The sequence below is a fragment of the Microbacterium sp. NPDC090225 genome (assembly GCF_044772365.1).
GTDB lineage: Bacteria > Actinomycetota > Actinomycetes > Actinomycetales > Microbacteriaceae > Microbacterium.
Genome location: NZ_JBIVYS010000001.1, coordinates 288,734 through 311,280, shown reverse-complemented (window position 1 = coordinate 311,280; position 22,547 = coordinate 288,734). Strand labels below are relative to the sequence as shown.

The following is a 22,547-nucleotide window of genomic DNA, read 5'->3' as shown; positions in this document are numbered from 1 at the left end:
CTCATACGGTCGACTCGTCCATCAGGCTCGCCAGCGCGGTGGCGGTGGCTTGGGGTTCGCGGCGGGCGATGTCGTCGATCTCACGGCGACGGCGCTCGACGAGGATCTGCTCCCGCTCGGGCTCCTCCTCGACGTCGAGCAGCGTCGGTGACACCTGCGGCAGCAGCGGTGCGGTGAGCGCCTCTCGGTCCTGCAGACCCTTGAGAGACTTGAGCTTCTGCTCCTCGCTCTCGGTCAGGGTCGCGAGGTACTCGATCGGTCCCTCATCGGTGTACGCGATGCGCCGCTTCATCCGCAGACGGATCGACAGGAAGACGACGAGGATGATCACGGCGAGCAGGATCGACCCGCCGATGATCGCGGACCGCACGAGCTCCTGCTGGAACTGCGCCGCCTGCTCCGCCTCGGCCGCTGCCAGCGCGGTCTGGGCGGCGTTCGCACCGGCACCGGCGAACTCGACGAACTCGACGGCGATCGTGTCGCCGCGCTCGACGTCGATACCGGCCGCCGAGGCGACGAGGGTCTCGATCTGCGCCGCGGTCACGCCGGTCACGGTGCCGCGGTTGAGCGCGATGCTCACGGTCTGCCGGGTCACCTCGCCGGCGGGGGTGATCGTCTTCTCGGTCGACTTGTTGACGGCGTTGTTGCGCGAGGTCTCCTCGAACTCGTACGCGCCGTCGCCGTCCGCGCCGTTCGGCACCGCGATGTTGTCGGGGCCGAGCACGCCCGTTCCCCCGCCCTGACCGCCGGTGTAGGTCTCGGTCTTCGTCTGCTCCGAGGCGCTCAGATCGCCCTCGGGGGCCGAGTAGGTCTCGTCCATGCGCTCGGAGGTCGAGTTCGCGACATCCGCCGAGACCGTCACGGTGGCGTTGCCCGGGCCGACGATCGTCTCCAGCATCCGGTTCACCGACGCGGCCACCCGGGCCTCGTGCTCGGTGGCCTGCTTCGACGAGTTGCCGGCCACGCCCGAGCCGACGGCCGAGAGCACCGTGCCGTTCTGGTCGGTGACCGCGACGTCCTCCGGCGTCATGCCCGGAACCGACGCGCTCGTGAGATGGATGATCGCCTCGATCTTCTCGTCGCTGAGCGTCGACCCGTTGCGGGTCTTGACGAACACCGAGGCGGTCGGGGTCTGCTGCTCCGACACGAAGACGCTCTCCTCGGGGATCGCCAGCTGCACCGACGCCGTGCTGATGCCGTCCATCGCGCCGATCGTGCTCGCGAGTTCACCCTCGATCGCACGCTTGTAGGTCACCGACTGTTGGAACTCGCTCGCGGTCACGCCCATCTTGTCGAGCAGGGTGTACCCCTCGCTCGTGTCGCCCGGGAGTCCGGCGGATGCCGCCGCCAGCCGCTGTGCATAGACCTGATCGTCGGGCACGAGGATGGTGGCTCCGCCCTCGGCGAGCTCGTAGCCGACCCCCGCCGACTTGAGCTGGTCGACGACCGCGGAGGCGTCGCCGGCGCTGAGTCCGGTGAAGAGCGGGCTCATCTGAGGCTTGGTGAGCCAGGCCCCGAGCGCGACGGCCCCCATCACCAGCAGTGCGACGCCGATGATCGCGATCGTGCGCTGTGCGACGCTGAAGCCCGAGACGATCAGCTTCACGCGTTCGAAGGAGTTCGTGAGCACCTTCGGCATGATCAGGCCTGCATCCGCATGATCTCGTTGAACGCCGAGACGCTGCGGTCACGGACAGCGACCACGAGGTCGAGCGTCACACCTGCACGGGCCGAGGCGATCATGGCCTGGTGGATGTCCTGCAGGTCGCCGGTGACGGCCTGCACGGCGAGCTCGTTGGAGGTCGACTGCAACTGCTGCAGATTCTCGATCGCGCCGGACATCGACGTCGCGAATGCTCCTGCCGAGGCGGAGGAACCCGTGCCGTCGGCACCGGATTCGAAGCTGAGGGCCGACATCGGACTGACGCCGGCGGCGGAGATCGCGTCGATGGGAGTGGACATCAGTTGCGTCCGATCTGCAGGGCGGCCTCGTAGGTGGTCTTGGCACGGTCGACGACGGCGGCGTTCGCCTCGTACCCGCGCTGGGCGAGGATGAGCATGCTCATCTGGTCGCCGAGTTCGACGTTCGGGTACTGGACGTACCCGTCCTCGTTCGCGTAGGGATGCTCCGGGTCGTACACGAGCTTCGCCTCGGCCTCCGATTCCACGACGCCCGCGACGAACACACCCGGACTCTCGGTGCCGGCCTGCACCGTCACGAACTTCTCCCGGAACGCCTCTTCGCCGGCAGGGGTGGCGGTGTTGACGTTCGCGATGTTGTCGCTGAGCGCGTCGAGCCACTTGCGGTGCACGTTCAGTCCAGTGCCGGCGATGCCGATCGCGTCGAAGGTCATGCGGATGCCTGACCGATCGCCTTGGTGATCGATGCGGCCTGGCCGCCGATCGCCTGGCTGGCGAACTGGAACCGGAGCACGGTGTCGATGTTCGACAGCGTCTCAGTGTCGAGGTTGACATTGTTGCCGTTCAGGCGGGTGGGCTCGAGCGAGCGCTCGACGGTCGCGGCGACCGACCCCGATCCGCCGTCGACGGCGCGACGCAGCTCGTCCTCGAACTGCACGCGCTTCGCCTGGTACCCGGGCGTGTTGACGTTCGCGATGTTCTCGGCGATGGATCGCTGGCGCAGCGCCAGACCGTCGAGCGCGCTGATCAGCGCGGAGGAGGTTACGGATTCGAGCACGGCGGCACCCCGGATGTGTGGTGGAGAAGCCGATCCGTGGCCTGCGTCGAGCGATCCGTGCTCGTGGCCGACTATCGCGACAGTGCCGTGTCGGCGTAACCGCCGCCGCTCATCCTTCGACGTCGAGGTAGGCGGGGGCGTCGGCAGAGCCCGTCGGCACCCGACGGAGCGCGGCGAGTTCGCGCGCCACGTTCGCTCGCGAGGCGGTGAGTCCGCGGATCATCATCTGCTGACGCGCGAGCACCGCCTCCGCGCGTTCGCGCAGCTCTTCGGGCACGGGGCCGGGAGGTGCCTCGAACGTCGGGTCGAGCTGGTCGTCGGCGGCATCGAGCGCACGCTCGAAGGTATCGAGCACGGCCAGCCACGACGCGAGGTTGTCGGTCATGCGAATCAGCCCAGCGCGGATGCCGGCGCGGGAGCCGATGCCGAGGTCACCGCGGCGGCCTGGTGCCACGCCTCGCGGAGCGGTGCGACGAGCTCGCGGCACTCGGCGGTGGCCGCTCGATCATGGCCGATGTTCGCGGCGATCAGGCGACCGGTGACGTAGGTGTACACCGCGCGCAGGTCGGCCGAGCCGTCCCAGGCATCCGTGAGCGAGCCGCTCAGCTCGGCGACGATCTGCTGCGCGTGGGTGAGGTGGGTGCCCGCGGCCACCCAGTCCTCGGCAGCCTGCGCGGCCCCGGCTCGGTCGACGTCGACGAGCAGGCGGTCGTACAGGAGCGTGAGCAGACGCTCGGGCGAGGCCGAGGCGACCTGCTGCTCGAGGTACTGCTGCTTGGCGCGTTCCAGGGAGGTCAGAGGCATCGTTCGTCTCTTTTCGGCGATCAGGACTTGGTGGCGGTGAGGGCGGCGAGCTGCCCGGTGAGCCACGATGACTGGGATTCGAGCTTCGACAACTGCACCTCGAGCTGCGAGTACGTGCGCTCCAGGGTCGCCCGGCGTTGTTCGAGACGGATGTCCCACCGCTCGACCTGCGTCTTGAGGGTCTTGACCTCGGACTCCTGCCCGGTGATGCGCTGCGTGAGCAGACCGTCGTACTTGTCGGAGTAGGTGTCGGCCACGCCCTGGAGACGACCGGCGACGCCGGAGAACAGCTCCTGGGTCTTCTCGGGATCGTCGGCCAGTGCCTGCGCGAACTTCTCGGCGTCGAACGAGAGCACGCCCTTGTCGTTGATCGAGATGCCGATGCTCGAGGGCGAGACCCCGTCGACGGGGTGCTGCACGGCGTTGGCCAGCGCGGTGCGGAGGTTGCGCACGGTGCTGTCGCCGGTGAACACGCCGAGGGTCGTCTTCTCCCCCACCGCGCCGACCGTGGCCTTCGAGCCGTTGTCGATACGGGTGAGGAGCCCGGCGATCTCCTTGATGAACGCCTCGGCCGTGGCCGTCTGAGCCTTCGCATCGAGGGCGACGGTGACGGTGATCGGGTCGATGCTGGGCTTCGAGACCGTGACGGTGACGTCGTCGCCGACGGTGATGGTGTTGCTCGCACTCGTGAGCACCTGCTCGGCCGAGGTTCCGGCGAACAGGCGGATGCGGGCGTCGGCACCGGTCGCCAGAACGGCGGCTCCCGGCTCCGCGCCGAGGTCGACCGCGGTGCCCGCGTCGAGGTCGTCGCCGTTGCCGCGGTGCAGGGTGAAGGTGTTCTCGGCGCCGGTTTCCGCGGCGTTGAGCTGGATGCGCGAGAGCGGGGCGCCGTCGGCATCCGTCCCGGCGGGTACGACGGTCGCCGTCACGCCCGCCTTCGCGGCGTTGATGGCCTTGGCGAGATCGTGGGGCGATGCACCGGCGGGTGCGATCTCGGTGCGGGTGCCGTCGGCGGCCACCAGCGTGAAGGCGCCACCCCAGGAACCTGCGCCTCCGGCCGCGGTGACGACCGAGTGGGCGGTGGCGACGGCGTCGACGACGACGCTCGTCGAGAATGCGCTCGCCTTCGCACCGGCGGTCACGGTCACGCTCTCGGACGACGACGTCGCGGTGAAGGCGGCCAGCGACGTGGCGGAGGCCGCGGTCTTCGCCTTCTCGACCAGCGCCTGCAGCGAGGTGTTCAACGACTGCAGGTTCGTGATGATCGAGGTGCGGTCGGTGATCTTGGTGGTGATCAGCTTCTTCGGGATCGCCGACACGTCCATGAGCGCGTCGATGAGCTCGCCGGTCTTCAGTCCGGAGATCAGTCCGTCCAGTTTCATCCTCGGATGCCTTCCCTCGGGGCGTGTCGCAGGTCTTATGGGAAGGCGCTCGGGCGGAGTGTCCCCCGCCCGAGCGCCCGGTGCGCCTCAGGCGCGGCGGCTCAACGGAGCAGCTGGAGAACGCCCTGGCCGGACTGGTTCGCCTGCGCGAGCATCGCGGTGCCCGCCTGCTGCAGGATGTTCGCAGCCGTGTACTTGACCATCTCGGCCGCCATGTCGGTGTCGGCGATGCGGCTCTTGGCCGCCGAGAGGTTCTCGGCCGAGACCTGCAGCGAGTTGATCGTCGACTCGAAGCGGTTCTGCACCGCACCGAGGTCGGCGCGGGCCGACGAGACGCTCTTGATGGCCGTGTCGACAGTGGTGATGGTCGCGGCGGCCACCGTCGGGTCGGCGAAGCCGTCCGTGTCGATGATGGCCGTCTTGAGGCCCTCGGCGAGCGTCTTGATGTCGGCGGACGCGAGGTTCACCGTGATCTGGCTCGACGCGGCGCCGTCGGCACCGACCTGGAAGCTGAGCACACCGTCGCCTGCGGCACCGGCCGACGCGTCCAGCAGCTTGATGCCGTTGAAGTTCGTCGTGTCGGAGATGCGGGTGAGCTCGTCGACCAGCTGCGTCACCTCGGTGGTGATCGCCGCGCGCGAGTCCTCGTTGTTCGAGTCGTTTCCGGCCTGCACCGCGAGGTCGCGCACGCGCTGCAGGATGGAGTGGACCTCGGTGAGGGCGCCTTCTGCGGTCTGGATGACCGAGATGCCGTCCTGAGCGTTGCGGGCTGCGACGTTCAGGCCGTTGACCTGCGAACGCAGGCCCTCGGAGATGGCGAGGCCGGCGGCGTCGTCTGCCGCGCGGTTGATGCGCAGGCCGCTCGAGAGCTTCTCGAGCGACTTCGAGACGTCGTTCTGGTTGCTCGACAGGTTGCGGTACGAGTTGAGCGCGCTGACGTTGGTTGCGATCTGAAGACCCATGAGTATCCTCCGTGGTTATGGGACTGGAAGCGGGTCCATCCGTGGACCTGCACACCCCACATTCGCGACAGCCCGCGCGTGCCGTAACCGGTGATCGACGGGAAAGTCAGATCGCGGGGAGGAGGTCCTCGCTGCGGTGCGCGCTCGCGGGCTTCTCCGGTCCGAAGAGCGCGCCGAAGAACTCGGCCTTCGCCGGGCTGGTGCGATCTCCGGCAGTCCCCTGCTCCCAGGCCTCCATCGCTTCGCGCATGAGAGCGAGGCCGCGCGAGCGCAGCTTCGACACGTACGCGTGGCTCACCTCCATCTCATCGGCGAGGTCCTTGACCATGCGGTCGTCGAGATAGATCCCGCGGATCACGCGGCGCATCGCGACCGGGAGCGCGTCGAGCACGCGCACGACCATGTCCCGCGTCTCGTTCTGCTCTGCGGCGAACTCGGGCAGCACGATGCTGTCGGTGAGATCGACCGCCTGTCGACCCGATTCGGGATCGAAATGCTCCTCGAAGCTCGTGGCCGTGCGCACCATCGCATCGAGGTGGAGCATCTCGGCGACCGCCGCGATGTCGAGACCCGCTTCCTTCGCGACCTCGGCCGGCGTGCCGGCACGGCCGGTTCGGGCGAGCACGGCGTCGCCGGCGACGCGGATGAGCTCGATCTTGTCGCGCCCGCGCTCCCCGGCGGGGTCGGCGCGACGCATCTCCGAGAGCATCGCCCAGGTGATCTGGGTGCGGGCGAAGGCACCGAAGGGGATGCCGCGCTCAGGTTCGTAGGTCATCGCCGCGCGAGCGAGTCCGAGGCGAGCGGCCGACATGAGGTCGTCGAGGTCGACGTGCTCCGCCGTGCGGGCCTTTTCCAGCGCGAGGAACGTGGCCAACGCCATGTTGTCGCGCGCGAGCTGCTCGGCGGTGGCCGGGGCGGTCGCGCGCGATCCGGAGACAGCAGAGGAAGCAGAATCCTGCAGCAACGTGGCTCCTTGAGTTATCAACTGATTTACGTGTGAAGCTAGCAGGTTTTACACGTAGACAAGTAAATAATTGATTTCGTCGGGATGTCGGATCGACCGCCGCGCTCACGGTGGTGCGCGCACGTTCGACAGATGTCGTAGCGCCGCCCTCGCCGATCCGCTTGAATGACCCTCACGAGCGAAGGCAGGCGAACATGAGTGTGATCTCCCGCGGATTCGGAGCGCGCCGACGAGAGTCCGACGAGCGGCTCCCTCCCGGCCAGTACCTCGCCGAGGACTTCCCCGTGCTGTCGGCCGGCCCGACACCCCGCGTCGCGACCGAGTCCTGGGAGTTCGTCATCGTCGGCCGCGACGGCATCCGGCACACCTGGACATGGGACGAGCTGCACGCGCTCCCGATAGAGACGATCACGACCGACATCCACTGCGTGACCCGCTGGTCGAAGCTCGGCACGCAGTGGCGTGGGGTCTCGGTCGAACGTCTGCTCGATCAGGTCGGTGACGATGCCGCGTTCGTCGAGGTCTTCTCCTACGGCGGATACACGACCAACGTCTCCCGTGCCGACCTCGTCGGGGGACGCGCATGGATCGCGCTGGAGTTCGACGGCGAACCCCTCGCCCCCGAACACGGCGGACCCGCCCGCCTGCTGGTGCCGCACCTCTACTTCTGGAAGTCGGCGAAGTGGGTGCACGGGCTGAACCTGCGCGAGCACGACGCCCCGGGATTCTGGGAGCAGAACGGCTACAACATGCACGGCGACCCCTGGAAAGAGGAAAGGTACTGGTGACGACCGCACCGCTGTGGCGGCCGGCCAGCGTCCTCACGACACGCGGCGCCGGAAGTCACGGGCGCGTGCTCGGGCTGCAGGTAGACGGCTGGCCCGGCAACCTCGCCGGGCAGCACGTGGACGTGCGTCTCACGGCTGAGGACGGCTACCAGGCCGTGCGGTCCTACTCGCTCGCCTCCTCCGGTCCCGGCGAGGTGCTCGAGCTCGCGGTCGACGAGGTGCCCGACGGTGAGGTCTCCCCCTACCTGGTCGAGGACGTGCGCCCCGGCGACGAGTTGGAGATCCGCGGCCCGATCGGGGGCTACTTCGTCTGGACCCCTGATCGCCCCGAGCCCGTGCAACTCATCGCCGGAGGATCGGGCATCGTCCCGCTCATCGCGATGGCCAGAGAGCACTCGCACTCGGGGAGCACCGCCCCCATGCGGCTGCTGTATGCGGTGCGATCCGCATCGGACGCCTTCTACATCGACGACATCGACCGCCTCGCAGGCACCGGCCTCAGCGTCGACTGGGCGTACTCACGCGTCGCTCCGCCCGGCTTCGCACGTGCGGCCGGGCGGGTGGATGCCGCAACCATCCTGTCGTCGACCTATCCGCCCGCGCTGCAGCCTTCGGTCTACGTGTGCGGGCCGACCGGTTTCGTCGAGGCCGTCGCCGATCTCCTCGTCGCGGCGGGGCATCCACCCGACCGCATCCGCACCGAGCGCTTCGGAGGCACGTGATGGACGGCAAGGGCATCGCACACGTCAGGCGAGTCGACGGCAACGCCGCCGGCGGGTATCTGCTCGAGATCTTCGGCAGGGACATGACCGGCGCACGAGCACGATGCGCGCACTGCCTGCGCGCCGCGGTGGTGGCGGATGCTGTCGCCGAACTCGACGGCACCGGCATGATCCTGCTCTGCCGCGGGTGCGGTCGCACTCTGCTGACGTATCTGCGCACGGGTGGGAGCGCGACGCTCACGATCGGTGCCCTCACCCACCTCGAGTGGGACGAGGATCGCGCGATGGATTCTGAGGTGGGCCCTGCCGGGATCGAACCGACGACATCCACGGTGTAAACGTGGCGCTCTACCAGCTGAGCTAAAGGCCCTGGTGCGTCCAGTGTATCCGCATGCGGATGCGCACCCGCGTCGTGGAAGAGGGCTAGGCTGAGGACGGCGCGCGTTGTGCACAGCCGACAAGGCTGCCCGCGTCGCTTCCCGTTTCCTTGGCATGACCTGCCAGCTTGACGAAAGGCTCCCCGTGACCGTCCACGACCAGGATCCGTACTCTCAGGACTCTCTCGACAGCGACCCGGAAGAGACGGGTGAGTGGCAGCAGTCGCTCGATGAGCTCGTCGATGCCAAGGGCCACGGCCGTGGGCGCGAGATCATGCTCAGCCTGCTGAAGCGCTCGAAGGAGCTGCACCTCGGCGTGCCGATGGTTCCGACCACCGACTACATCAACACGATCGCCCCCGAGAACGAGCCCGAGTTCCCGGGCGACGAAGAGGTCGAGCGCCGCTACCGCGCGTGGATCCGCTGGAACGCCGCCATCACGGTGCACCGCGCCCAGCGCCCCGGCATCAGCGTCGGCGGACACATCTCGACCTACGCATCGTCGGCCGCGCTCTACGAGGTGGGCTTCAACCACTTCTTCAAGGGTGCCGACAACGCCGGCGGCGCCGACCAGATCTTCATCCAGGGCCACGCCTCCCCCGGCACCTACGCCCGCTCCTTCCTCGAAGGCCGCCTGAGCGAGGACCAGCTCGACGGCTTCCGCCAGGAGAAGTCGCACGCCCCGCACGGCCTGCCCTCCTACCCGCACCCGCGTCTGATGCCGGAGTACTGGCAGTTCCCGACCGTGTCGATGGGCCTCGGTCCGATCAACGCGATCTATCAGGCGATGTCGAACAAGTACCTCGAGAACCGCGGCATCAAGGACACCTCGCAGTCGCACGTCTGGGCCTTCCTCGGCGACGGCGAGATGGACGAGGTCGAGAGCCGCGGACAGCTCCAGGTCGCGGCGAACGAGGGTCTCGACAACCTGACCTTCATCGTCAACTGCAACCTGCAGCGTCTCGACGGCCCGGTGCGCGGCAACGGCAAGATCGTCCAGGAGCTCGAGTCGTTCTTCCGCGGCGCCGGCTGGAACGTCATCAAGGTCGTCTGGGGCCGTGAGTGGGACGATCTGCTCGCCCGCGACACCGAGGGTGCGCTGCTCAACCTCATGAACGTCACGCCCGACGGCGACTTCCAGACGTTCAAGGCCGAGTCCGGCGGATACATCCGCGAGCACTTCTTCGGACGCGACGAGCGCGCCGCCGCTCTCGTCGAGGGTTACTCCGACGACGACATCTGGAACCTCAAGCGCGGTGGCCACGACTACCGCAAGGTCTACGCCGCATTCAAGGCAGCGACCGAGCACAAGGGCAAGCCCACCGTCATCCTCGCGAAAACCGTCAAGGGCTACGGCCTCGGTCCGCACTTCGAGGGCCGCAACGCGACCCACCAGATGAAGAAGATGACGCTGGACAACCTCAAGACGTTCCGCGACGCCATGCACATCCCGATCACGGATGCGCAGCTCGAGGAGAACCCGTACCTGCCCCCGTACTACAACCCGGGACCCCAGGACGAGACCATCCAGTACATGCTGGAGCGCCGCAACAACCTCGGCGGATTCCTGCCCGAGCGTCGTTCGACGCACGTGGGTCTCTCGCTGCCCGACGACTCCGCCTACGCGCTTCCCAAGAAGGGCTCCGGCACGCAGGAGATCGCCACGACCATGGCGTTCGTCCGACTGCTGAAGGACCTGCTGCGCTCGAAGGACTTCGGCCACCGCATCGTGCCGATCATCCCCGACGAGGCGCGCACCTTCGGTATGGACGCGTACTTCCCGACGGCGAAGATCTACAACCCGAACGGCCAGCACTACACCTCGGTCGACCGTGAGCTCCTCCTCGCCTACAAGGAGAGCCCGCAGGGCCAGATCGTGCATGTCGGCATCAACGAGGCGGGCGCCCTCGCGGCGTTCACCGCTGCCGGCACGTCGTACGCCACGCACGGCGAACCGCTGATCCCGATCTACCTCTTCTACTCGATGTTCGGCTTCCAGCGCACGGGCGACGCCCAGTGGGCGGCGGGCGACCAGATGGCGCGCGGTTTCATCATGGGCGCCACCGCCGGTCGCACCACCCTGACGGGTGAGGGCCTGCAGCACGCCGACGGCCACTCGCACCTGCTCGCCGCGACGAACCCCGCGACGATCTCGTACGACCCCGCGTACGGCTACGAGATCGCGCACATCGTGCGGTCGGGCATCGAGCGCATGTACGGCGGCGAGCACGAGGACCCGAACGTGATGTACTACATCACGCTCTACAACGAGCCCATCGTGATGCCCGCGGAGCCCGAGAACGTGGACGTCGACGGCATCGTGCGCGGCATCCATCGCATCTCGATCGGCGAGGGCGAGGGCCACCGCGCCCAGCTCTTCGCCTCGGGCGTCGGACTCCCCTGGGCACTCGAGGCGCAGGAGCTGCTGAAGAACGACTGGGGCGTGATCGCCGATGTCTGGTCGGTCACCTCCTGGACCGAGCTGCGCCGCGACGGCCTCGCCGCCGATGAGCACAACTTCCTGCACCCGGAGGAGGAGCCCCGCACGGCCTACCTCACCCAGAAGCTGCAGGGCGCCGAGGGTCCGGTCGTCGCGGTGAGCGACTTCATGCACGCCGTCCAGGATCAGATCCGCCCGTGGGTCCCGCAGCGTTTCGCGACGCTCGGTGCCGATGGCTTCGGCTTCTCCGACACCCGCGCCGCGGCCCGTCGCTTCTTCAAGATCGACGGACCGTCGATCGTGGTGCGCACGCTGCAGTCGCTCGCCGAGGACGGCGTCGTCGACCGCTCGCTGGCCGCGCAGGCCATCGCGAAGTACAACCTTCACGATGTCAACGCCGGCACCAGCGGCAACGCGGGTGGCGAAAGCTGAGTCATCGGTGACAGGTTCGTCTCCCGCCGGCATGGACAAGGCCGCGACCCTCGCCTGGCTGCGCCGGATCTCCGGTGACATCGCCTCTGTGACGATCAAGCGCCTGGAAGACACGCTGCCCTGGTACGCCGACATGCCACCAGCCCGCCGCTCTGCGGTCGGGCTGGTGGCCCAGGCAGGCATCACGTCGTTCATCCAGTGGTACGACGACCCCACCTCGACGCCGTGGATCGCGGCCGACATCTTCGCCGCTGCCCCGCGCGAACTGCTCCGCAGTGTGAGCCTGCAGCAGACTCTGCAGCTCATCCGGGTGACCGTCGAGGTAACCGAGGAGCGCGTCGCCGGCAAGGGCGAGAACATCCGCGAGGCGATCCTGCTCTACTCGCGCGACGTCGCCTTCGCGGCCGCCGATGTCTACGCCCGCGCGGCCGAGGCCCGGGGACTCTGGGATGCCCGTCTCGAGGCGCTCGTGGTCGACTCGATCCTCACGGGCGAGGCCGACGAGGAGCTCCCCAGCCGCATCGCCGCCCTCGGGTGGCACGGTCACGGCGAGGTCGCGGTACTCGTGGGTACGACTCCCCCGCAGTTCGACGTCGATCAGGTGCGGCGCACCGCCCGCAAACTGGCGGTCGACGTGCTGATCGGCGTGCAGGGTTCGCGGCTCGTGCTCGTGCTCGGCCGCGCCCGTGACGACGAGCAGGAGACCGAGGAAGACGAACTCACGTTCCTCGAGATCGCGTCTCGACTCGAACCCTCGTTCGGCCCGGGCTACGTCGTGCTCGGCCCCGCCGTGGTCGCCCTCGTCGATGCCAGCCAGAGCGCCCGCGCGGCGCTCGCGGGGTTCGCGGTCGCCCGCGCCTGGCGCAGCGCCCCGCGTCCGGTCGAGGCCGACGATCTGCTGCCCGAACGGGCTCTCGCCGGTGATCCGCTGGCCAAGCAGACGCTCATCGAGCGGATCTACCGCCCCCTGCAGGCGCATTCGACCGACCTGGTCACGACGCTGTGGAGCTACCTCGACAACGGCCGCTCGCTCGAGGCGACGGCCCGCGAACTCTTCGTGCACCCGAACACCGTGCGCTACCGCCTCAAGCGCGTCAGCGAGGTCATCGGCTGGGATGCCACGGGGCCGCGTGAGGCGTTGATCCTGCAGACGGCGCTTATCCTCGGTTCGATCGGTGCTGCCGACCAGTCCCGACGCCGCCCGTCACAGCGTCGCGTGCCGCGCTGACCCGCGATTCCCGCGGCGCTGTGCGCCACACACAAGCGTTCTTCGGAATCTTGTGATGAATCATCCACCGCTTGCCTCCGATCATTGGCAGACTGGGGATGTGATTGTCGTCGTATGCCCTGGTCAGGGCTCGCAGACCCCCGGTTTCCTCGCCCCTTGGCTCGAGCTCGACGGGGTGGCCGAGCGCCTCGCGTCGTACTCCGACGCCGCTGCGGTCGATCTCCGCCTCCACGGCACCGAATCGGATGCCGACACCATCCGCGACACGCGCATCGCGCAGCCGCTGATCGTCGCCGCATCGCTCATCGCGGCCGACGCGCTGAACGCCCGTGCCGGACGCCGGGCCGACGGCATCGCCGGCCACTCGGTCGGCGAGATCGCCGCCCTCGTCGGCAGCGACGTGATCGATGCCGAGACGGGCATGCGTCTGGTCGGCATCCGCGGCCGGGCGATGGCGGATGCCGCGGCGCAGACCCCCACGGGCATGAGTGCGGTTCTCGGCGGCGACGAGGCAGCGGTGCTCGCCCGTCTCGACGACCTCGGACTGTCCCCCGCGAACTACAACGGCGGCGGCCAGATCGTCGTCGCCGGCGAGCTCCCCGCGCTCGAGGCCCTCGCCGCGGAGCCGGTCAAGGGCACCCGGGTGATCCCGCTGCAGGTCGCCGGCGCCTTCCACACCGACTTCATGGCCCCGGCCGTCGCGGTGCTGCGCGACGCCGTCGCCGCGGTCGCCCCGGCCGACCCTGCACTGACGCTGTGGACCAACCGCGACGGCTCGATCGTCACCCGCGGCGCGCAGGCGCTCGACTACCTCGTCGACCAGGTCTCGTCGCCCGTGCGCTGGGACCTCTGCATGGCGTCGTTCGCCGAGCAGGGCATCACCGGCCTGATCGAGCTCGCTCCCGCCGGCGCCCTCACCGGACTCGCCAAGCGCGGCCTGCGCGGCGTGCCGAGCGTCGCCGTCAAGACCCCCGAAGACCTCGACGCGGCCGTCGCGCTGCTGAACGGAGAAGCCGCATGAGCGCCACCCTGACGCAGGCCACGGGCCCCGCCTTCACCCGCATCTACTCGTACGGTGCCGCGCGCGGCGAGAACGCCGTACCCAACGACGACCTGATCGGTCCGATCGACTCGAGCGACGAGTGGATCCGCCAGCGCACCGGCATCATCACCCGCGCCCGTGCCGACAAGGGCACCGACGCGATCGATCTGGCGTCCGAGGCGGCTGCCGAGGCGATCGAGAAGGCCGGGATCCCCGCCGACCAGATCGACCTCGTCATCGTCGCGACCATCAGCAACCCGAAGCAGTCCCCGTCGGTCTCCGCGATCGTCGCCGACCGCGTCGGCGCGAACCCCGCAGCGGCGTACGACATCAACGCCGCCTGCGCGGGATACGCCTACGCCGTGGCCCAGGCCGATGCCCTCATCAAGGCGGGTGCCGCCCGCTACGCGCTGGTGATCGGCGCCGAGAAGCTGTCCGACATCGTCGATCCCGCCGATCGGAGCATCTCGTTCCTGCTCGGCGACGGCGCCGGGGCCGCAGTGATCGGCCCGAGCGACACCCCCGGCATCGCTCCCGCAGTGTGGGGTTCCGACGGCTCGAAGGCGGATGCCGTGGGCATGAACGGCACCCTGACGCAGTTCCGCGACGGCGAGGTGCCGTGGCCGACCCTCCGCCAGGAGGGCCAGACGGTGTTCCGCTGGGCGGTGTGGGAGATGGCGAAGGTCGCCCGCGAGGCGCTGGACCGCGCCGGCGTCGAGGCATCCGACATCGCCGCGTTCATCCCGCACCAGGCGAACATGCGCATCATCGACGAGTTCGCCAAGCAGCTGAAGCTCCCGGAGACCACGGTGATCGCGCGCGACATCGAGACGACGGGCAACACCTCGGCCGCATCGATCCCGCTGGCCAGCCACCGTCTGATGGCCGAGCACCCCGAGCTCTCGGGCGGACTCGCCCTGCAGATCGGCTTCGGCGCGGGCCTCGTGTTCGCGGCGCAGGTCGTCGTGCTCCCCTGACCGGGGCCCGACTTTCCCTAGACTGTTCCACGGTTCCGAAAACAACCCGTAAGAAAGAGGAAGACCACATGGCTTTCACCAACGATGAGGTCCTCGCCGGCCTCGCAGAGCTCATCACCGACGAGACCGGCATCAACGCCTCCGAGGTCGCTCTCGAGAAGTCGTTCACCGACGACCTCGACATCGACTCGATCTCGATGATGACGATCGTCGTCAACGCCGAGGAGAAGTTCGGCGTCACCATCCCCGACGACGAGGTCAAGAACCTGAAGACCGTCGGCGACGCCGTCAGCTTCATCGTCGCGGGCCAGGAGTAATCCACGAGGGATGCCACCCCCGCACCGTCGGGGCGTGGCATCCTCCGTCCTGCCCATCTCTGCTCTGAATCCCGTCCGACAAGGAACCACACCATGACCAAGCGCATCGTCGTCACCGGCATCGGCGCCACGTCCGCCATCGGCGGGACCGCCCCGGAGAACTGGACCAACCTCCTCGCAGGAGCCTCCGGCACCCGCGCCCTCGAGCACGACTGGGTCGCCCAGTACGAGCTCCCCGTCACCTTCGCCGCCGAGGCGATCGTGCGGCCCGAGGAAGTCCTCCCCCGCCACGAGGCCAAGCGTCTCGATCCTTCTTCCCAGTTCGCCCTGATCGCCGCACGCGAGGCCTGGGCCGACGCCGGCTCCCCCGAGGTCGCCCCCGAGCGCCTCGGCATCGACTTCGCCACCGGCATCGGCGGGCTCTGGACCCTGCTCGACGCATGGGACACCCTGCGCGAGAAGGGCCCCCGCCGCGTCATGCCGCTCACGGTCCCGATGCTCATGCCCAACGCCGCGGCCGGAAACCTCTCGCTCCAGTTCGGCGCCCGCGCGTACGCGCAGACCGTCGTAAGCGCCTGCGCCTCGAGCACCGAGTCGATCATCCACGCCTTCCACCACCTGCAGGAGGGGCTCGCCGACGTCGTCATCGCCGGTGGCACCGAATCGGCGATCCACCCGATCACGATGGCCTCCTTCGCCTCGGCGCAGGCCCTGTCGCGTCGCAACGACGACCCCGCGACCGCTTCCCGCCCCGGCGCGATCGACCGTGACGGCTTCGTCATGGGCGAGGGCGCTGCCGTGCTCATCCTCGAGACCGAGGAGCACGCGAAGGCCCGTGGCGCGAAGATCTACGGCTACGTGCTCGGCGGCGGTGTGACGGCCGACGCCTACCACATCACCGGCAACGACCCCGAGGGCACGGGAGCCGCGCGCGCCGTCACCCAGGCTCTCGAGGAGGCGGGCATCACCGCCGACCAGGTCACGCACATCAACGCGCACGCGACATCGACGCCGGTCGGAGACCCGAACGAGTACGTCGCGCTCAAGAAGGTCTTCGGCGACCGCATCGACGAGATCCCCGTCTCGGCGACCAAGGCCTCGACCGGGCACCTGCTCGGCGGCACCGGTGCACTCGAGGCGATCTTCTCGCTGCTCGCCCTGCGCGACCGCGTCGCCCCGCCCACGATCAACATGACCGAGCCCGACCCCGCCGTGCCGTTCCGCCTCTCCGGCGAGCCGACGCCGCTGGGTGACGGCCCGCAGTACGCGATCAGCAACTCCTTCGGTTTCGGCGGCCACAACGCCGTCGCGGTGTTCGCGCCGGCGGACAACGACTGAGTCCTGCGCACGAGAACGGCCCCCGGAGATCCTCCGGGGGCCGTTCTCGTGCGTCGGGGCGCGTTCAGCTCGTGACGGATGCCGCGGGCGAGGCGAGCCGCTGAGAGCGCGCCACGCGCAGCCGGGTGATCCGCGGCAGGAACCAGCCGACCAGCGGACCGACGCCGAAGGCGAACAGCACCGTTCCGACGCCGACGGGGCCGCCCAGCAGGAACCCGACCAGCAGGACGCTCCCCTCGATCAGCGTCCGCACGATCCAGACCTTCCAGCCGGTGCGGCGCACGAGTCCGGTCATGAGTCCGTCGCGCGGTCCGGGGCCGAAGTCGGCGGCGATGTAGAGTCCGGTCGCGAAGGCGAGCAGCAGCAGCCCGAAGACGAACATCGGGGCTCCGATCCAGGCGGTCGACGGAGTGGGGAGAACGAGCAGCGTGAGGTCGGCGGCGGGGCCGACCATCAGGGCGTTCAGCAGCGTGCCGAGACCGACCCGCTGCCGCAGGGGGATCCACAGCAGCAGCACGACGATCGAGACGAGCACCGTGACTGTGCCGTAGCCGATGCCCGAGCTTCCCGAGACGCCGAGTGCGAGCACGTCCCACGGGGCGACGCCGATCCCGCCGCGCACCATGAATCCGAGCGCCACACCGTAGAGGAAAAGACCCAGCACGAGCTGTCCGAGGCGCTCCACGAGGTCGCGCCGACTCGTGGCGGTGACGGGCAGGAAGATGGTGCGCAGGTGCATCTCTCCATGGTGGATGCCGGTGACGCTCGGAACCCGAGTCCACTCCCCCAGAAGTGGCCTGCAGAAATCAGGCCACTTCTGCGCCATGCTGGAGGCATGGGATCACGACTCGTCGAACAGCTCGGAGCGCAGAACGCCGCCGGAGCCACGGCGTCCGCCCTCGCCGACCAGATCCGTGCGCTCGTACTCGACGGTCGCCTGACCGTCGGCGAACGGCTTCCGAGCGAACGCGCGCTCGCCCTGGAACTGCGCCGTTCACGGTCGACGATCACCCGCGCGTACGGGCTCCTCGAGGGCGAGGGTTATGTCGCCCGGCTGCACGGAGGAAGCACCCGCATCACCCTTCCGCACGCCGATATCGTGACCATTCCGACCGACGACGACTCGGCCATAGACCTGTCGATCGCCTCGATGGACTCCACCCCCGGCCTGTACGACGCCACCGTGCGCTCGCTCCCGCGCCTCGCCGCGATGCGGGGCACGAGCGGTTATTCGTTGCGCGGCCTCCCCGAACTCCGCGAGGCCGTCGCAGCCCGGTTCACGGAGCGCGGAGTGGAGACCTCAGCCGACGAGATCATGATCACGTCCGGCGCCCTGAACGCCCTCAACCTCATCCTCGCGACGATCGGACGACGCGGAGAGCGTGCTCTCGTGGAGCAGCCGACGTTCCCGCACGCGCTCGAAGCCCTCCATCGTCATGGCTACCGTCTGGCGCCGACGCCCGTCGACGTCCAGGGCTGGGACGCCCGCCACCTCGCCGAGACCCTCCTCAGTGTGCGCCCGCATCTCGCCTACCTGATCCCCGACTTCCACAACCCGACGGGTGCCACGCTGCCCGACGCCGAGCGATCGCGCCTCGTCGCCACCGCGCGCAGCGCCGGCACCACGCTGATCGTCGATGAGACCACCACGGAGCTCGACATCGACCGCGGGTGGGCCCCCACCCCGATGGCGGCGTACGACCCCCGCGTCGTGACCGTCGGCTCGATGTCGAAGATCGCCTGGGGCGGCATGCGCATCGGCTGGATCCGCGCCGACCGCTCACTCATCTCGCGACTCCTCGCGGTGCGCCCGTCGTTCGAACTCGGCACGGCTCTGCTCGAGCAGTGCATCGCGGTCGAGCTGCTCGCCGACGTGCCGGCTCTCACCGCCCATGTGCGCACGCGCCTGCGCGCGGGACGCGCGGCGGTCGAGGAGGGTCTCGCTGCGCTTCCCGGCATCCGGATGCCGTCGACGCCCGGCGGCCTGTCGGCCTGGGTCGACCTCGAAGCTCCGGTCTCGACGGCGCTCTCGCTCGCGGCGCGCGAGCGGCAGCTCATCCTGCCGCCCGGCCCCCGATTCACCACCGGAGGCGTGCTGGAGCGACGACTGCGCATCCCCATCACGCTGCCCCCGGAGCGGATGGCCGAGGCGATGTCGCGTGTCGCCGAGTCCTGGGCGCATGTGCAAGGCGGAGCGGCTTCCCGGAACGACGACCTCCGCCACGCCGCGGTGATCTGACCGGGCCGCTGGCTCTCCGACGACGGCACCTTCGACGACGAAGACCCCGCCGCTGCGAACAGGGGCGGGGTCTTCGTCTATGGAGCGGGGGACGTCTTCTCAGCGTCCGGGACGGATCACCGGCATCCGATACTCACGCCTCCCGCGCTCCAGGTCTCTCGATCGGCGGGCACGTCAGCCGACCTTGTGCAGCCACACGACGCGTGCGTCGTCGCTCGCATGCCGGAACGGCTCGAGCTCGTCGTCCCACGCGGAGCCGAGGGCGACGTCGAGCTCACGCCGCAGCTCGAAGGCGCTCCCCGCAGCGATCTCCATGGCGTACCGGATGCGGTCCTCGCCGATGACGATGTTGCCGGCGGCATCCGTCTGCGCGTAGTGGATGCCGAGGTCCGGGGTGTGCAGCCAGCGTCCACCGTCGCTACGGGGAGTCGGATCCTCGGTCACCTCGAAACGCAGGTGCTCCCACCCGCGGATCGCGGTCGCGAGAGCAGCGCCGGTGCCCACCGGGCCGTCCCAGTAGAACTCTGCGCGGCGCGCGCCGTCGAGCACGGGCTGATCGGCCCAGTCGAAGTTCACCGCACGCCCGATAGCGCGACCCACCGCCCACTCGAGGTGCGGGCAGAGCGCGCGAGGCGCCGAGTGGATGTACACCACTCCGCGTGCGTAAGCCGTCGCCATGATCTCTCCGTTTCATCAGGTGCGTCTTCCCCAACGACCTGAACTGAAATCAGCGACGATATGCGGTTGTGCGCCCATTCTCGCTCACGTTCCTGGAAATCACAAGCATGTGATTCCACGCGAAAGGCCCCGGTCGCGCCGACCGGGGCCTTTCGTGGAGACGGGTCTCCTGGGTGCAGAGGATCAGGCCTCGCTCATCGCCTGCTTGACCTGCTGGCCCTTGGCGGCGTAGTACGCGGCGCGCGCGGCATCCTTACGGGCCTGCTCGGCGTAGCCGTGCTCGAGGACCTCCTGCGGAACCTCGACGTTGGGAACGTCGTCGGTGCCGTGGTACTTCTCGATGTACGCGTCGAGCTCGGGACCCGACGTCCACGAGGTGATGAGGCAGTAACGCGGCTCGGTGCCGTTGTGCGTCGCGGCGTGCCACAGGCGCTGCGTGTCGACGATGAGCTGCGCGCCGGCCGGAAGCGCGATGCGGTACTCGATGCTCGGGTCGGTGCGGTTCTCACGCAGGACGAAGTAGCTGTCCTTGTCGTCGGTGAGGTTGAAGAAGCCGCGGACCACCCAGCCCGTGCCGTCCGGGTTCAGACGGTTGTTGTCATCCTGGTGCAGGTTGTAGAGGCAATCGCCGTACGGGGTCGGCTGCAGCTCGATGACGCGGCAGCGACCGACGTTCGCGCCAGGCTCCTGCGCGCGGCGCGTGAGGATCGGCGCCTTGGACGTCTGCTCGTCGATCCAGACGCCGTCCTTGTCGGTGCGCGGCGGCTTGTGGTTCCAGAAGCCGTTGCACTCGATGTCACCGAAGGCGCTGGCGAGCGGCGCGAAACGCGTGTCGCCCGAGGACTTCCAGTCGTTGTACTCGATGTCCAGCCACTCTTGGGGGTCGAGTTCCTGGTTGTAGCTGTCGAGGACGACGAAGCCCTTCTCCTCCAGCGCTTTGGACTTGATGTATCCCATGATCGAGTCATGTTCCTTTCATCGGGGGCCAGCACGTTTTAACAGGCCCTGATAAGGCAAGCCTAACAGCGAGGCGCGCGCGTGCTTCGGAGGCGGCCGTGAATAACCGAATAGACTGAAAAAGGTGCCGGGTTCGCCCTCGACATCGCGCGCTACGGGAGGACGAGACACCAGTATGAGCACCGCCACCAACGTCGAGGCGACAGCAGTCAACACGATCGAGTGGCTCGCGGCGGGTTCGACCACCATCGTCGTCCCCGTGTACCAGCGGCAGTACCGGTGGGACATCGGCGGCTGCGAGCGGCTGCTCTCCGACATCCGCTCCGTCGCCGACGCCGACGAGTCGCATCGCCACTTCATCGGCTCGATCCTCTCGGCGCAGGACGGCGAGACCGACGACGACCTGATCCTCATCGACGGCCAGCAGCGCATCACGACGCTCACCCTCCTCATCGCCGCGCTGCACCACAGTGTGCGGGGCACCGACCCTCAGCTCGCCGCCGAGCTCGAGAGGGTTCTCGTGCGCGCCGACGATCCGTCCCGCACGAAGCTGCGCCCGCACGACGCCTGGGCCGGGCTCTACGAATCCGTCGTGCTGGATCGGCGCGACGACGCCGAGCGGGAATCGCGCTTCGACGACAACTACGCGTTCTTCCGCAGTCAAGTGCACGCCGACGAGGTCGCGCGCATCTGGCGCGGGCTGCAGCGACTCGAGCACGTGTCGATCACGCTCGGCGCACAGGCGAACGCGCAGCAGATCTTCGAGAGCCTGAACTCGACGGGCGAACCCCTGCGTGACCACGAGCTCATCCACAACTACATCCTCATGGGACTCACCCACGCCGAGCAGCTCGACGTCGAGGCCCGGTTCTGGTTGCCGATCGAACGCCACACGGGTGAGACGATCGGCGCCTTCTGGCGGCACTACCTCGTGATGACGACCGGGCGCGAACTGGCGGCGAACGGCGAGCACGGCGTCTACAGCGCCTTCCGCCACTCGTTCCCCCGGGTCGATGCGGAGCGGCTGCAAGCGGATGCCGAGGTCTGGCGCCACTACGCCGAGATCTACGGCATCCTCCTCGACCCTTCGCTCGAGAGCGACCCGGAGATCGCGCGCCAGCTGCGATTCGTGAACACATTCGGTCGCGCGGCCTACCCGCTCGTACTCAGCGTCTACAGCGACCATGCCCGCGGTCTCATCGCACGCGACGAGTTGATCGAGACGCTCGAGTGGATCCAGGCGATGTACCTGCGCCGCACCCTCGTCAACCTCCCGAACGAGCGCCTCGTCGCCCGCCTCTGTCGCGCACGCGCGCATGGACGCGACGCCCTCGCCCGCGCGTTCGCGCGCATCACCCCGTCGGACGAGCGTGTCCGCGCCGTGCTCAAGTACAGCGAAGTCCCCCACGCCGCGTACGTGCTCGGCCGCCTCGAGGGCGTCGCGGATCCGCACGCGTTCGACGTCGAGCACATCGTCCCCACCGTTCCGGGTGACGCGTGGTCGGGGGACGGTGCACGGATCTGGAGCGACTACAGCGAGGACGAGCAGAACAGCCATCGCGCGCTCGCCCCCACCCTCGGCAACCTGACGCTGCTCGAACCACACCTCACCGAGAGCGTCTTCGGGGCGTCCTTCCCGGCCAAGCGCGCGGAGGCGTACGCACGGAGCCGCGTCGCGGCCACCCGCGAACTCGAGACGATCGAGACCTGGAACACCGCGGCGATCACGACACGGACGGTGCGCCTCACCGCCGAACTGCTGCGGGTCTGGGCGCGTCCGGATCTGCCCGAGATCGACGACGACGGACTCACGCCCGTGCTCGATGCCGTCCGCCGCCGTGGCTGGCCCGCCGGGTGGGAGCGCGAGTTCGACTACGTCGAGTACCGGGGCGAGCGCTGGGAGGTGTACGACGTCAAGCACCTGTTCAACCGGGTGATGCGGCGCGCGTGGACCGACACCCGTGCGGCCGCCCTCTCGTACTCGGCCACGCACGGCGGCCCCATCTACGACGCGATGGCATGGAAGGGCCAGTGGGACGAGCTCACCGACGGCCACCACCTCTACATGGGCTGGGACTCCAACTACATGATGAGTGCCGTGCAGGGTGTGCTGGAGGAGGCCGGCATCGCCGCCGAGGTCTTCGTCAAGTACTCCTACATCGGCAACGTGATGTAGCACCCCGTCCCGATCGACGGGGGCGC

23 protein-coding genes and 1 tRNA gene are annotated in these 22,547 nt (G+C 68.8%); 11 read left to right on the top strand and 13 right to left on the bottom strand.

Annotated features, from left to right (window positions below):
* Position 1: 1 nt before the first annotated feature.
* The 9 genes from fliF to ACIQTT_RS01465 all read right to left on the bottom strand — a co-directional run bounded on the left by fliF (position 2) and on the right by ACIQTT_RS01465 (position 6,810).
* A complete protein-coding gene (fliF, locus tag ACIQTT_RS01505) occupies positions 2 to 1,639 on the bottom strand; it encodes a flagellar basal-body MS-ring/collar protein FliF (RefSeq protein WP_402785033.1) in 1,638 nt (545 codons plus the stop codon).
* Positions 1,640 to 1,641: 2 nt separating this feature from the next.
* Positions 1,642 to 1,962 carry a flagellar hook-basal body complex protein FliE gene (gene fliE, locus ACIQTT_RS01500; protein WP_402785031.1) on the bottom strand — a complete coding sequence of 107 codons (321 nt, stop codon included), beginning with the start codon at positions 1,960 to 1,962 and terminating at the stop codon, positions 1,642 to 1,644.
* The gene (locus ACIQTT_RS01495; RefSeq protein WP_247622302.1) at positions 1,962 to 2,354 is read right to left on the bottom strand and encodes a flagellar basal body rod protein FlgC; all 393 of its coding nucleotides are present in this window, start codon (positions 2,352 to 2,354) and stop codon (positions 1,962 to 1,964) included. The genes fliE and ACIQTT_RS01495 overlap by 1 nt, the downstream gene beginning before the upstream one ends.
* Positions 2,351 to 2,698, bottom strand: coding sequence for a flagellar basal body protein (locus tag ACIQTT_RS01490; RefSeq protein ID WP_247622301.1), 348 nt, complete (start codon positions 2,696 to 2,698; stop codon positions 2,351 to 2,353). The genes ACIQTT_RS01495 and ACIQTT_RS01490 overlap by 4 nt, the downstream gene beginning before the upstream one ends.
* Before the next feature lie 109 nt (positions 2,699 to 2,807).
* Positions 2,808 to 3,083 carry a hypothetical protein gene (locus tag ACIQTT_RS01485; protein WP_402785028.1) on the bottom strand — a complete coding sequence of 92 codons (276 nt, stop codon included), beginning with the start codon at positions 3,081 to 3,083 and terminating at the stop codon, positions 2,808 to 2,810.
* 5 nt (positions 3,084 to 3,088) lie between these two features.
* Positions 3,089 to 3,502: a flagellar export chaperone FliS gene (gene fliS / locus ACIQTT_RS01480; protein WP_402785026.1), complete on the bottom strand. Its 414-nt coding sequence runs from the start codon at positions 3,500 to 3,502 to the stop codon at positions 3,089 to 3,091.
* Between the two features lie 20 nt (positions 3,503 to 3,522).
* The gene (gene fliD, locus ACIQTT_RS01475; RefSeq protein WP_402785024.1) at positions 3,523 to 4,884 is read right to left on the bottom strand and encodes a flagellar filament capping protein FliD; all 1,362 of its coding nucleotides are present in this window, start codon (positions 4,882 to 4,884) and stop codon (positions 3,523 to 3,525) included.
* Positions 4,885 to 4,985: 101 nt separating this feature from the next.
* Entirely contained in the window at positions 4,986 to 5,846 is an 861-nt protein-coding gene (locus ACIQTT_RS01470) for a flagellin (RefSeq protein ID WP_402785022.1), read from the bottom strand.
* A gap of 106 nt (positions 5,847 to 5,952) precedes the next feature.
* Complete coding sequence (locus ACIQTT_RS01465; RefSeq protein WP_402785020.1) at positions 5,953 to 6,810, bottom strand: sigma-70 family RNA polymerase sigma factor; 858 nt, start codon at positions 6,808 to 6,810, stop codon at positions 5,953 to 5,955.
* A 194-nt stretch (positions 6,811 to 7,004) separates the two neighbouring features.
* Here ACIQTT_RS01465 and ACIQTT_RS01460 point away from each other — a divergent pair, with 194 nt between their 5' ends.
* The 3 genes from ACIQTT_RS01460 to ACIQTT_RS01450 are packed head-to-tail and all read left to right on the top strand — an operon-like array spanning position 7,005 to position 8,658.
* Positions 7,005 to 7,598: a sulfite oxidase-like oxidoreductase gene (locus tag ACIQTT_RS01460; protein ID WP_402785018.1), complete on the top strand. Its 594-nt coding sequence runs from the start codon at positions 7,005 to 7,007 to the stop codon at positions 7,596 to 7,598.
* Complete coding sequence (locus ACIQTT_RS01455; RefSeq protein WP_402785016.1) at positions 7,595 to 8,320, top strand: FAD-binding oxidoreductase; 726 nt, start codon at positions 7,595 to 7,597, stop codon at positions 8,318 to 8,320. The genes ACIQTT_RS01460 and ACIQTT_RS01455 overlap by 4 nt, the downstream gene beginning before the upstream one ends.
* On the top strand, positions 8,320 to 8,658 hold the full coding sequence (locus tag ACIQTT_RS01450; RefSeq protein ID WP_402791060.1) for a DUF6510 family protein: 339 nt from the start codon (positions 8,320 to 8,322) through the stop codon (positions 8,656 to 8,658). The genes ACIQTT_RS01455 and ACIQTT_RS01450 overlap by 1 nt, the downstream gene beginning before the upstream one ends.
* Here the strand turns inward: ACIQTT_RS01450 and ACIQTT_RS01445 are convergent.
* Positions 8,618 to 8,690: transfer RNA gene (locus tag ACIQTT_RS01445), tRNA-Val, on the bottom strand. The two genes, ACIQTT_RS01450 and ACIQTT_RS01445, sit on opposite strands and share 41 nt — an antisense overlap.
* A 152-nt stretch (positions 8,691 to 8,842) precedes the next feature.
* Between ACIQTT_RS01445 and aceE the strand changes: the two genes are divergently transcribed.
* From aceE to ACIQTT_RS01415, 6 genes are all read left to right on the top strand, one after another.
* Complete coding sequence (gene aceE, locus ACIQTT_RS01440) at positions 8,843 to 11,569, top strand: pyruvate dehydrogenase (acetyl-transferring), homodimeric type (protein WP_402785014.1); 2,727 nt, start codon at positions 8,843 to 8,845, stop codon at positions 11,567 to 11,569.
* A gap of 31 nt (positions 11,570 to 11,600) precedes the next feature.
* Positions 11,601 to 12,797 carry a PucR family transcriptional regulator gene (locus ACIQTT_RS01435; RefSeq protein WP_402791057.1) on the top strand — a complete coding sequence of 399 codons (1,197 nt, stop codon included), beginning with the start codon at positions 11,601 to 11,603 and terminating at the stop codon, positions 12,795 to 12,797.
* Between the two features lie 100 nt (positions 12,798 to 12,897).
* Positions 12,898 to 13,818 (top strand): ACP S-malonyltransferase, encoded by a 921-nt coding sequence (locus ACIQTT_RS01430; protein WP_402785012.1) that lies wholly within the window; start codon positions 12,898 to 12,900, stop codon positions 13,816 to 13,818.
* A complete protein-coding gene (locus tag ACIQTT_RS01425) occupies positions 13,815 to 14,816 on the top strand; it encodes a beta-ketoacyl-ACP synthase III (RefSeq protein ID WP_247622287.1) in 1,002 nt (333 codons plus the stop codon). The genes ACIQTT_RS01430 and ACIQTT_RS01425 overlap by 4 nt, the downstream gene beginning before the upstream one ends.
* Before the next feature lie 68 nt (positions 14,817 to 14,884).
* Positions 14,885 to 15,133 carry an acyl carrier protein gene (locus tag ACIQTT_RS01420; RefSeq protein WP_017830435.1) on the top strand — a complete coding sequence of 83 codons (249 nt, stop codon included), beginning with the start codon at positions 14,885 to 14,887 and terminating at the stop codon, positions 15,131 to 15,133.
* A 93-nt stretch (positions 15,134 to 15,226) separates the two neighbouring features.
* Positions 15,227 to 16,471, top strand: a complete 1,245-nt coding sequence (locus ACIQTT_RS01415) for a beta-ketoacyl-[acyl-carrier-protein] synthase family protein (protein ID WP_402785009.1) — start codon at positions 15,227 to 15,229, stop codon at positions 16,469 to 16,471.
* A 64-nt stretch (positions 16,472 to 16,535) separates the two neighbouring features.
* Here the strand turns inward: ACIQTT_RS01415 and ACIQTT_RS01410 are convergent, their stop codons facing one another.
* A complete protein-coding gene (locus ACIQTT_RS01410) occupies positions 16,536 to 17,210 on the bottom strand; it encodes a YitT family protein (RefSeq protein ID WP_402785007.1) in 675 nt (224 codons plus the stop codon).
* A gap of 96 nt (positions 17,211 to 17,306) precedes the next feature.
* On the opposite strand from ACIQTT_RS01410, the gene ACIQTT_RS01405 reads away from it, so the two are divergent.
* A complete protein-coding gene (locus tag ACIQTT_RS01405) occupies positions 17,307 to 18,710 on the top strand; it encodes a PLP-dependent aminotransferase family protein (protein ID WP_402785005.1) in 1,404 nt (467 codons plus the stop codon).
* A gap of 174 nt (positions 18,711 to 18,884) precedes the next feature.
* Here the strand turns inward: ACIQTT_RS01405 and ACIQTT_RS01400 are convergent, their stop codons facing one another.
* Positions 18,885 to 19,388: a DUF3145 domain-containing protein gene (locus ACIQTT_RS01400; RefSeq protein WP_402785003.1), complete on the bottom strand. Its 504-nt coding sequence runs from the start codon at positions 19,386 to 19,388 to the stop codon at positions 18,885 to 18,887.
* Between the two features lie 183 nt (positions 19,389 to 19,571).
* Positions 19,572 to 20,345 (bottom strand): hypothetical protein, encoded by a 774-nt coding sequence (locus ACIQTT_RS01395; RefSeq protein WP_402785001.1) that lies wholly within the window; start codon positions 20,343 to 20,345, stop codon positions 19,572 to 19,574.
* 175 nt (positions 20,346 to 20,520) lie between these two features.
* On the opposite strand from ACIQTT_RS01395, the gene ACIQTT_RS01390 reads away from it, so the two are divergent.
* Complete coding sequence (locus ACIQTT_RS01390) at positions 20,521 to 22,521, top strand: DUF262 domain-containing protein (protein WP_402784999.1); 2,001 nt, start codon at positions 20,521 to 20,523, stop codon at positions 22,519 to 22,521.
* The last annotated feature ends 26 nt before the right edge of the window (positions 22,522 to 22,547 follow it).

Bases quoted from the DNA above. Each gene is read 5' to 3' on its own strand.
- ACIQTT_RS01395 (WP_402785001.1), bottom strand. From the start codon at position 20,345: ATGGGATACATCAAGTCCAAAGCGCTGGAGGAGAAGGGCTTCGTCGTC.
- ACIQTT_RS01485 (WP_402785028.1), bottom strand. From the start codon at position 3,083: ATGACCGACAACCTCGCGTCGTGGCTGGCCGTGCTCGATACCTTCGAG.
- ACIQTT_RS01415 (WP_402785009.1), top strand. From the start codon at position 15,227: ATGACCAAGCGCATCGTCGTCACCGGCATCGGCGCCACGTCCGCCATC.
- ACIQTT_RS01400 (WP_402785003.1), bottom strand. From the start codon at position 19,388: ATGGCGACGGCTTACGCACGCGGAGTGGTGTACATCCACTCGGCGCCT.
- fliE (WP_402785031.1), bottom strand. From the start codon at position 1,962: ATGTCCACTCCCATCGACGCGATCTCCGCCGCCGGCGTCAGTCCGATG.
- ACIQTT_RS01495 (WP_247622302.1), bottom strand. From the start codon at position 2,354: ATGACCTTCGACGCGATCGGCATCGCCGGCACTGGACTGAACGTGCAC.
- ACIQTT_RS01405 (WP_402785005.1), top strand. From the start codon at position 17,307: ATGGGATCACGACTCGTCGAACAGCTCGGAGCGCAGAACGCCGCCGGA.
- fliF (WP_402785033.1), bottom strand. From the start codon at position 1,639: ATGCCGAAGGTGCTCACGAACTCCTTCGAACGCGTGAAGCTGATCGTC.
- ACIQTT_RS01460 (WP_402785018.1), top strand. From the start codon at position 7,005: ATGAGTGTGATCTCCCGCGGATTCGGAGCGCGCCGACGAGAGTCCGAC.
- ACIQTT_RS01425 (WP_247622287.1), top strand. From the start codon at position 13,815: ATGAGCGCCACCCTGACGCAGGCCACGGGCCCCGCCTTCACCCGCATC.
- ACIQTT_RS01410 (WP_402785007.1), bottom strand. From the start codon at position 17,210: ATGCACCTGCGCACCATCTTCCTGCCCGTCACCGCCACGAGTCGGCGC.
- ACIQTT_RS01470 (WP_402785022.1), bottom strand. From the start codon at position 5,846: ATGGGTCTTCAGATCGCAACCAACGTCAGCGCGCTCAACTCGTACCGC.
- ACIQTT_RS01450 (WP_402791060.1), top strand. From the start codon at position 8,320: ATGGACGGCAAGGGCATCGCACACGTCAGGCGAGTCGACGGCAACGCC.
- fliS (WP_402785026.1), bottom strand. From the start codon at position 3,502: ATGCCTCTGACCTCCCTGGAACGCGCCAAGCAGCAGTACCTCGAGCAG.
- fliD (WP_402785024.1), bottom strand. From the start codon at position 4,884: ATGAAACTGGACGGACTGATCTCCGGACTGAAGACCGGCGAGCTCATC.
- ACIQTT_RS01420 (WP_017830435.1), top strand. From the start codon at position 14,885: ATGGCTTTCACCAACGATGAGGTCCTCGCCGGCCTCGCAGAGCTCATC.
- ACIQTT_RS01390 (WP_402784999.1), top strand. From the start codon at position 20,521: ATGAGCACCGCCACCAACGTCGAGGCGACAGCAGTCAACACGATCGAG.
- ACIQTT_RS01435 (WP_402791057.1), top strand. From the start codon at position 11,601: ATGGACAAGGCCGCGACCCTCGCCTGGCTGCGCCGGATCTCCGGTGAC.